This is a genomic window from Leptospira koniambonensis (assembly GCF_004769555.1).
GTDB classification, from domain to species: domain Bacteria; phylum Spirochaetota; class Leptospiria; order Leptospirales; family Leptospiraceae; genus Leptospira_B; species Leptospira_B koniambonensis.
In genome coordinates this window covers 1-8,487 of sequence record NZ_RQFY01000005.1, presented here as the reverse complement: position 1 = coordinate 8,487, position 8,487 = coordinate 1, and the positions used below count along the sequence as shown (strand labels likewise).

The window sequence follows — 8,487 nt, the reverse complement described above, 5'->3', positions numbered from 1 at the left end:
ATCGTCTAACTATCGGTGCCTCCTCTCCGCTCGGGGCTTGCTAACGCAACCCGCTCGCTTGGGCTTCGCCACATTCGCTTCCGTCACTTCGTTTGCATGGGCAAACTCGTGCCGTTGCGAACGTCGGAACACCTCGGTCGTTATGCGCAATAAACGCGCAGCATTTTTCTTAATAGTGATCTTCAATGAAAAGCGAGAATTTTCTTTCGGAATTGAATGAGCAAATATACGATTTGTTATATGGATCCATTGCTATTCATGCATTTGAAGATTGGGTATTCAAAAGCGAAGGCTTGGAACGTTTACTTTCACAAGATGATTATTTAGACTTAATGTCCTTAGATTATCGTAAAAAGTCAGTTAAATACGAAATTCAAAGCATTCTAACAAGATATATTGATCAAGGGTCATTTGAAAAATTAAAAATTGCTAAGCTGCTTGAAGAGGCAATAAAAGGCTCAGAAAGGCTACCTATGATTCTAATCATGTTTTATGATTATTATTGTGCAGGCTACGATTTCTTAGAAGATTTGGGCCTTGGTTATGGCGCCCTTTGTGACGATAGTTATTTTCCTGAACTTAAATATCTAAAGAATGATCGCAAATCAAGGGAGAAAGTATTTCCTGGTATCGATAGAGTGTTAACGCGAACTTTGAATTGGATCTTGTCCGAAAAGATAGTTTTTACTGGATTCGATAAAGATAAGCGGAAATGGACTTATATAGACCGTCGAAGTGATATTGAAAGAGAATCAACAATAGGTATTAAAGTCAGTACGGATCCAGATAGTGGAAACTCAATCATTGAAAGTGTTCTTGAATGGAAAGAAGAGAAGAAGTGGTGGCACTTTTGGCGTTAGTAATTCTATATAAAGCAAAATCATTATATATAGAGGAGCGCGCTTACTGCGCATAACTATCGGTGCCTCCGCGCCGCTCGGGGCTTGCTTCGCAACCCACTCGCTTGGGCTACGCCACATTTACTTCCGTCACTTCGTTTGCAGAGCAAACTCGTGCCATCGCAAACGTCGGAACACCTTGGTCGTTAGGCGACAGTTTTAAAAAATATTTAGTCATCTTAAAATGAGAAAAATACTAAATACTTTATTTTACGCAACTTCAATGCTCCTATTGATTTCTTGTCAGAAGAAAGGCTTAATTCTTAAGGGGACTGACTATTTAATATTTGGATCCTTTGCCGGAGAATGTGAGAAGAATTGCATAAACATTTATAAAATACAAGCGAGTAGAATTTTCAAGAATACTAATGGGCAGCTTTTGAGCGGAGATTCTTTCTACAGCGGAGAGTTCGAAAGTAGAGGTGAAGGTGAATATGAAGTTACAAAGGAATTGCCGCTTGATTTTCCATTAGATTTATTTGACGAAAAAAATAACGTCATTGGAAGTCCAGATTTTTATGATCAGGGTGGGCTATACATTGAATATGGATCTGGCGAAAAACGAAGATTTTGGTTGGTTGATTCGTCAAAAGACGCTGTGCCAATTAAATATCATCAGTTCATTGATAAAATTGATGAAAAGCTTCACCGTTTAAGATAAAACCGTCGCCTAACTTTCGGCTCTGACGCTAAGCTCGGAGATCGCTAGCGCGACTCACTCGCTCGGGCTACGCCACATTTCGCTTTGTCACTGCGCTTGCGATAGCAAGCTCGTGCCAAACGCAAAACGTCGGAACACCTTGGTCGTTAAGCGCCATTTTATGAAATATATAGATTTTAGCAAAGATCTTACAGAAAAAGGAAAAGATATATTCGAATCAATTCCTAATCCAATAAAGCCGATATGGGGGAGTTTGATACTATCGCGTTTTAGTAAATATATTCATGATATCCCGGATGAAGTCAGCAACTTATTTGAAATTATCAATAATAAGCATAATTGGCTAGAAGCTAAAAAACAGTTTGATTATATAAGAGACTTTAATCTTAAAAACCATAACTTTCACCCGTATGAATTTCTAGCTCTTGCTGAATTGGTAGCAAAAATTACTTACAATTCTGCTGGAAATATGATTGCGCCCTTTGACAAAGATAGTGGCTGGTTTATTCCTGCTTTAGCATTTAAAATTGCCGATCATTTTCAAATAGAATCTTTATATTCTGAAGTTGTTGCTTCTGTTTCTATTGGTAAATATTTGAAAAATGTTAAAGCAGAGATAGTTCGATTATATGATTTACTAGAATTAAAAGCAATCGATGAAATTCTCTGGCATGATTGGGATCCAATAGGAATAAATTATACTGAACAACGAGATGAATACCAGGCCTATTCGGCGGATATATTTGATTTAAAAAGGAATAGAGCAAGTGCGGAAGAAATTCGTAAATATTTAGTTGATCTTCAAATAAATCGTATTGGCATTTTTTCTAATCAGGATTCTTGTAAACTTATTGCGAATAAAATTATCAGAATATGATTTTTCTAGATTAAATAAAACGGCGTCTAACTGTCGGTGCTTCCGCTACGTTCGTGGATCGCTTCGCGACCACTCACTCGGGCTACGTCACATTTGCTTCTGTCACTGCGCTTGCATAACAAGCTCGTGCCATCGCAAACGTCGGAACACCTTGGTCGTTAGGCGCAATGGTTTTCAAGAACCATTATAAAATATGAAAATAACTAATTTAAAACGGAAACAAGTTTTACAATTAATATATATATTCGTGATTTCCTTCAACTTATTTAATTGTGCTACATTTCATTCAATTGATTCAAGGATAAAGGAAGACTGTGATATTGTTTCGAAGCAACCATATCAGGTACTGTATGGAGGTACTAAAATAAATATTCGCTTTATTACTGCTGACACGACAAATGATAGAGCAGGGTATGCTAAATTAGCTGCATGGTTTGGTATATTTGATTTTATTCCTAGTTTTCTTATAGATACAGTTTTGGTTCCTATTACTGTTCCTTGGGAAATTGCAGGTTCTATTTCGAATTCAAAATGCAAAATAACTGAATAAAAACCACTGCGTATAACTATCGGTGCTTCCGCTCCGCTCGTGGATCGCTACGCGACCACTCACTCGGGCTTCGCCACATTTGCTTCTGTCACTCGTCTTGCAGAGCAAGCCTCGTGCCATTGCAAATGTCGGAACACCTTAGTCGTTAGGCGAAATAATGTTATAATCTTTCTTAATATTAGCTATGCAATTGATTGGTAATATTATATAGACGCGTTAACTTTCTAATTTCCGTTTATTAGTAAAAGCTTCTATCGAAATTGTAAAATGCCTGAATGAAAATCAATTTAATTATGTTTGTTCATATTTTAAAAGCGCTAAAACACATAGTAAACAAGGACAATCAGGAGTTTCGGAAAAAGAATTTAACATATGAAGAATTAAATTTGCTTCTTTCGAAATATTCGAATTGGGAGGTTAAATTCACCGAATGTCGTTCAGGAATGTATCATGGTGCGTGTAAGAGGGATACTGGAAATGAAGTGTCACACTACGGAAACGAGATTGAGGATTTAATGCAGAAATGTTTAAACTCAATTGAAGATATTGAAATTCAAATCCATAAACTGCTAAAATAGGCTTGTTTTAGCAACAGCACTTCGCCTAACTATCGGTGCTTCCGCAGCGCTTCGAGATCACTAACGCGACTCTCGCTCGGGCTACGCCACATTTGCTTCTGTCACTTCGTTTGCAGAGCAAACTCGTGCCATCGCAAACGTCGGAACACCTTGGTCGTTAGGCGAAACGATACAAAAAATTTCATTTAAGAACAAAAATGGATAAATGGAAATCATATTCTGCGAAAACATCTCGCATCGCTGATTTTGAAATTGCTTACGAGTTTATTGATGAACTGGAAGGTGGTCGCAAAACTTTACCGTTTCAAGGTTATAGGTGTGATTTCGAATATGTTTCTTCGAATAATCATTCAGAGAATCTCTATATGATTTGGCCTGAGTTTTATTCGAATGACGGCTCAATATTAATGGATTTAAGCGTATCCGTTGATAGGGAAGGTAGAGCAAGCATGTGGATAGTTGATCAGACAATGAGAAGTTATCACCAAAATCGTCTTAAAGAAGGGACTATGGGATTTCTTGTTGAAGGATCTCGAAGAGTGGCGCGAGTGATAGTTACTCGAATTATTGGTTTGCTCGTAAATCCAGTTTAATAGAGTGCATCGCCTAACTGTCGGTGCTTCCGCAGCGCGTCGGGATTGCTAACGCAACCCTCGCTTGGCCTCCGGCACATTTACTTCCGGCACTGCGCCTTGCAGGGCAAGCTCGCGCCGTCGTAAACGTCGGAACACCTTGGTCGTTATACGCAATCGCTAAAAATTCATTTCTGAAAGAAAGAATAGAAAAATGCTTGCAATATCTCATTTTGAGATATTGTTTGTATAAGTGCACATAATTAGCTGGAAGAAGATCTTGGATTTTGTAACAAAATATCCTAATTCAGGGCCCTCTCTCAAAAGCTGGTATAAAATAGTTCAGAATACAGATTTTAAAGATTTCAACGAGTTAAGAAAAGTATTTAAAAGTGCAGATCAGGTTGGTAAATTTACAGTTTTTAATATTAGCGGGAACAATTTTAGATTAATTTCTGCAATTCACTATAATAGAAAGAAAGTCTTCATTCGGCATGTTTTAACGCATTCAGAATATGATAAAGGAAAATGGAAGGAGGAGTAGGGTATGATTCTTGAATTAGAGCGAGTAAGAAATGTTTGGCCAGAAGTAAAAGATCTTTTATCTGTTCCTCATTCTGATAAACAATACAAAAAACTTTTAAAAGCTCTTGATGAATTGATAGATGAGGTTGGTAACAACGAAAAACATCCATTGGCCCCTTTAATGGAAACTGTTGGCAATCTCATTGAAGAATACGAAAAGGACAACTTTGAATCTATTGATTCGGATCCCGTCGAGGTATTAAAATATCTTATGGACGAGAATGGGCTTACTCAAAAAGACATGTCCGAACTGGGTAGTCAGGGAGTTGTTTCCGAAATTCTTAGCGGTAAAAGAGAATTGAATATTCGTCAAATCAAGGCATTAGGGAAGAAGTTTAAGGTTTCGCCAGCAGTCTTTATTTGACTTTATTGATTAGCGACTGCGTATAACTATCGGTGCTTCCACATCGCTGCGGGATTGCTACGCAACCCTTGCTTGGCCTTCGGCACATTTGCTTCTGTCACTCGCCTTGCAGAGCAAGCTCGTGCCATCGCAACGTCGGAACACCTTGGTCGTTAGACGGACACGCATTGATTTTAAGTGTCACCAAAATTTTCAATATGAACTTTTGTATTCCTATTCAGGAGAAACTATAGCTTGCAAACAAATTATGAAAATCTTTTAGGTAAATATTAACATGTTTAAGAATTTCTATAGAGTGAGCGTTTTGAATCGCAAAATATCTTAATTTATTTATTGTAAAGAATATCATAGTTTAGAAAAGAAGGGGTTTATATTTATAAATGAATAAAGGCCAGTCGAAAAAAAATATTGTCAACCTGTTCTTAGTTCTGATATGCATTGTCACTGGATTGATTACTGTGACTTGCTATTGGATACCACTCATGGGATTACTCGCATTCAGTGATGGCTATTCTTTAGAATCATTTCTTCAGTATTTTTTAATATTAGCTTCTTATCTTTCTATGCCGTTCACTTTTTTTGTGAGTCTCTATTTTTTGACAAAGGATAAGGAATGACTAGAATTTAACTATTAGGTTCAAGAGGCATCTGGGAAATAATATGCATATTCACAAAAGTGACTATATAATTTTATTAATGCACGTCGTCTAACTGTCGGTGCTTCCGCTACGCTCGTGGATCACTAACGCGACTCTCGCTCGGGCTTTGCCACATTTGCTTCTGTCACTCGTCTTGCAGACGCAAGTCTCGCGCCATCGCAAACGTCGGAGCACCTTGGTCGTTATGCGAAAGCTTAAAAATATGAAAAATCTACTTGAAGAACTTTTTAGAAGGAACAAATTTAAAAACATAAATAATTTACTCCATTTTAAATTTCAAAATAAATTAAACTATTCTCAGCTAATCGAAGATTATACTGAAGACCAGAATTTAATTTCACTAATTTATATTCTTTTAAATTCAGAAGTATTAAAAAGAATATTTGATTATTATAGCTTAAATTTTGTATACGAAGGAAAGTCGGGAGATTGTAATATTGATAAAGCAGCAGAAATCAAAATCATACCTTTCTTAAAATTGAAGGAGAGGTTAATAGAAAGTGGGCAAATTAATAAAGAATTACTTTCCCTGCCTATTAAGAAAACAGCAAGTAGAATAGATCGTGTTTTATTCACTATAGAAAGAGGGTATCACACTTACGGTGATTTTGAGATATGTCTTTCCTCCACCCTTTCGTGTATTTCTATGTATTCCGAAATGAATGAAATCATCAATTTATCCAAGAAAAATATTGAGAATATTCGAGATAGGGTTGGTTTAGTAGACGTTCTTTTGCTCAACGTTAAGAAATACTACGACTATTAATTTAAGCCTTCGCCTAACTGTCGGCTCTGACGCTGCGCTTCGAGATTGCTACGCAACTCTCGCTTGGCCTTCGGCACATTGGCTCAGGTCACTCGAATTGCAGAGGCAATTCTCGTGTCTGTCTTCACTTCGTTCAGCTCGCTAACGTCGACAATCATTAGTCGTTATACGCCATTTACAAAATTAATTTATGGAAACAATATGCCAGATAGACAACTTTCAGAAGTAGAAAAAAATCAAGTCAGGGCAAGTCAGACAGAAGCTGATGGCTCTCTTCGATGTTACATTTCAGGTGAAATAATATCTCAAGCTGACGAGATTGAATATGATCATCTTACGGCATGGTCGAAAGGAGGTCCAACAGATTTAGTTAATGTTCGTATAGTAAAGAAAATTTATAACAGGCGTAAAAAAGATGAAAGCCTAGACACAGTAAAAGACAACTTTCAATTAGAAAAATTGTTTTTACAAAGACAAAATAATATCAAATTGCAAGACATATTGGAATTAAAAGGGATTTCCAGTACGAATATACACCTCGTAAAAGAAGAGAATGTAGTCAAATTAACCGACTCAAATACGAATATTACTGCCCCACTATTCTATGATAAACATTTAGGTTCCCATTATTTTTATTCAAAAGTTCCCATGTCCTGGATTCAAAATGATGATCAAGAAGGTTTACAGCCCAGAGTAATCGATTTGAAAAGACTTGTTAATCTACGTGACCACTTAAAAAACCATCCGCAACTATCTCCTGCAATTGCAAGATACCTCAAGAATTCAATAAGATTATTTGATGGTCAGCATAAAACAGCTGCACAAATATTAAATAATGCAAAAGAAGTGGATGTAAAAGTATTTCTTTCAACGGATGACGAAAAAGGCTCTAAAAATCTTTTTGATTCATTAATGATTACGAATCTGGAGGCGCATTCTAAATTAAGACAAGTACCATTCTATACATCAACACTACTAGAAAGACTATCTACTATCCAGAAAGAAATGTGGGAAGAATTTTCTTCCGCTAAACCATCAACTTCACATTCTGAGGAAAATTTTATAAAATTTTTAAATATAGAAAAGCAATTTGAAAAATCTAAGGCAAATAGTATTCTCTTTGCAGCACTAAAAGAAAATGTTTTATCTTCTTCTGCTTTAGAACCTTTTGTAGCTGAAGCATCAAAAGATGCAAATTATCCAATTACACAAGATTTATTGGCAACAGCCATTTACCCAAATTCTATTTATCTTCACCCTTCATCATCTCTTTTTGACCAGCCAAATGATTTTAGAAATAGTGAAGTTGAAAATTTTAAAGTATTATCAAAAGTGATTGTGGAGACTAGTCACCTTTCAGATTGGATTCCATCTAAGAAAAATGAATCCCTGAATAGTGCTCAAAAAAGAGTGCGCAGAATTTGGCATAAAGGAGCTGTATTAACTTGGGGTCCATATATGAAGGACATAATAATAAATGTGTTCAATATTCTAACTGAACCTGAAAGAGAAAAACTTCTATATAGAGCAAAAATAACGAACGAACAGACCGAAAGGTTAGAAGCCTGTTTTGCAAGGCTTTTTTCTCATTCACTTTGGGATTCTACAGACAACACGATTGATAGTCTTCTCGTTTCATCTAAAAAACAAGATGAGCTTTTTAATAAACTAAATTTAACTAGGGCTTATGTATTAACAGGTAATGTATAATGTAAACTGCGCCTAACTTACGGGTTGGCGTTACGCTTCGAGATCGCTCGCGACTCTCGCTCGGGCTACGCCACATTTACTTCTGTCACTTCGTTTGCAGAGCAAACTCGTGCCATCGCAAACGTCGGAACACCTTGGTCGTTAGACGAAAGTTGCGCGGAATATATTTTATGAGAGTAAGATTCTTTATATCGATTTTATTTCTTATAATCCCTTCAATCGTGATAGGAGATGAGATTGTTGTAATCGGTAAAATTGTTAATATT

Annotated in this window: 9 protein-coding genes; all 9 read left to right on the top strand. The window is 36.5% G+C overall.

The genetic code is table 11. From position 1 onward, the window contains the following. Nucleotides 1–185: 185 nt before the first annotated feature. The 9 genes from EHQ52_RS13520 (at nt 186) to EHQ52_RS13480 (ending at nt 8,221) form a co-directional block, all read left to right on the top strand. A complete protein-coding gene (locus EHQ52_RS13520) occupies nt 186–860 on the top strand; it encodes a hypothetical protein (RefSeq protein WP_135615745.1) in 675 nt (224 codons plus the stop codon). Between the two features lie 223 nt (nt 861–1,083). Beyond that, nucleotides 1,084–1,560: a hypothetical protein gene (locus EHQ52_RS13515; RefSeq protein WP_135615744.1), complete on the top strand. Its 477-nt coding sequence runs from the start codon at nt 1,084–1,086 to the stop codon at nt 1,558–1,560. A gap of 160 nt (nt 1,561–1,720) precedes the next feature. Then, the gene (locus EHQ52_RS13510; protein ID WP_135615743.1) at nt 1,721–2,437 is read left to right on the top strand and encodes a hypothetical protein; all 717 of its coding nucleotides are present in this window, start codon (nt 1,721–1,723) and stop codon (nt 2,435–2,437) included. 193 nt (nt 2,438–2,630) lie between these two features. Continuing rightward, nucleotides 2,631–2,987, top strand: coding sequence for a YceK/YidQ family lipoprotein (locus EHQ52_RS13505; RefSeq protein WP_135615742.1), 357 nt, complete (start codon nt 2,631–2,633; stop codon nt 2,985–2,987). A 775-nt stretch (nt 2,988–3,762) separates the two neighbouring features. Continuing rightward, entirely contained in the window at nt 3,763–4,158 is a 396-nt protein-coding gene (locus tag EHQ52_RS13500; protein ID WP_135615741.1) for a hypothetical protein, read from the top strand. A 232-nt stretch (nt 4,159–4,390) separates the two neighbouring features. Continuing rightward, nucleotides 4,391–4,681, top strand: coding sequence for a type II toxin-antitoxin system HigB family toxin (locus EHQ52_RS13495; RefSeq protein ID WP_135615740.1), 291 nt, complete (start codon nt 4,391–4,393; stop codon nt 4,679–4,681). Between the two features lie 3 nt (nt 4,682–4,684). Next, complete coding sequence (locus EHQ52_RS13490; protein WP_135615739.1) at nt 4,685–5,086, top strand: helix-turn-helix domain-containing protein; 402 nt, start codon at nt 4,685–4,687, stop codon at nt 5,084–5,086. Between the two features lie 843 nt (nt 5,087–5,929). After that, a complete protein-coding gene (locus EHQ52_RS13485; RefSeq protein WP_135615738.1) occupies nt 5,930–6,511 on the top strand; it encodes a hypothetical protein in 582 nt (193 codons plus the stop codon). A 201-nt stretch (nt 6,512–6,712) separates the two neighbouring features. Next, complete coding sequence (locus EHQ52_RS13480) at nt 6,713–8,221, top strand: ParB N-terminal domain-containing protein (RefSeq protein ID WP_135615737.1); 1,509 nt, start codon at nt 6,713–6,715, stop codon at nt 8,219–8,221. Nucleotides 8,222–8,487: the final 266 nt, after the last annotated feature.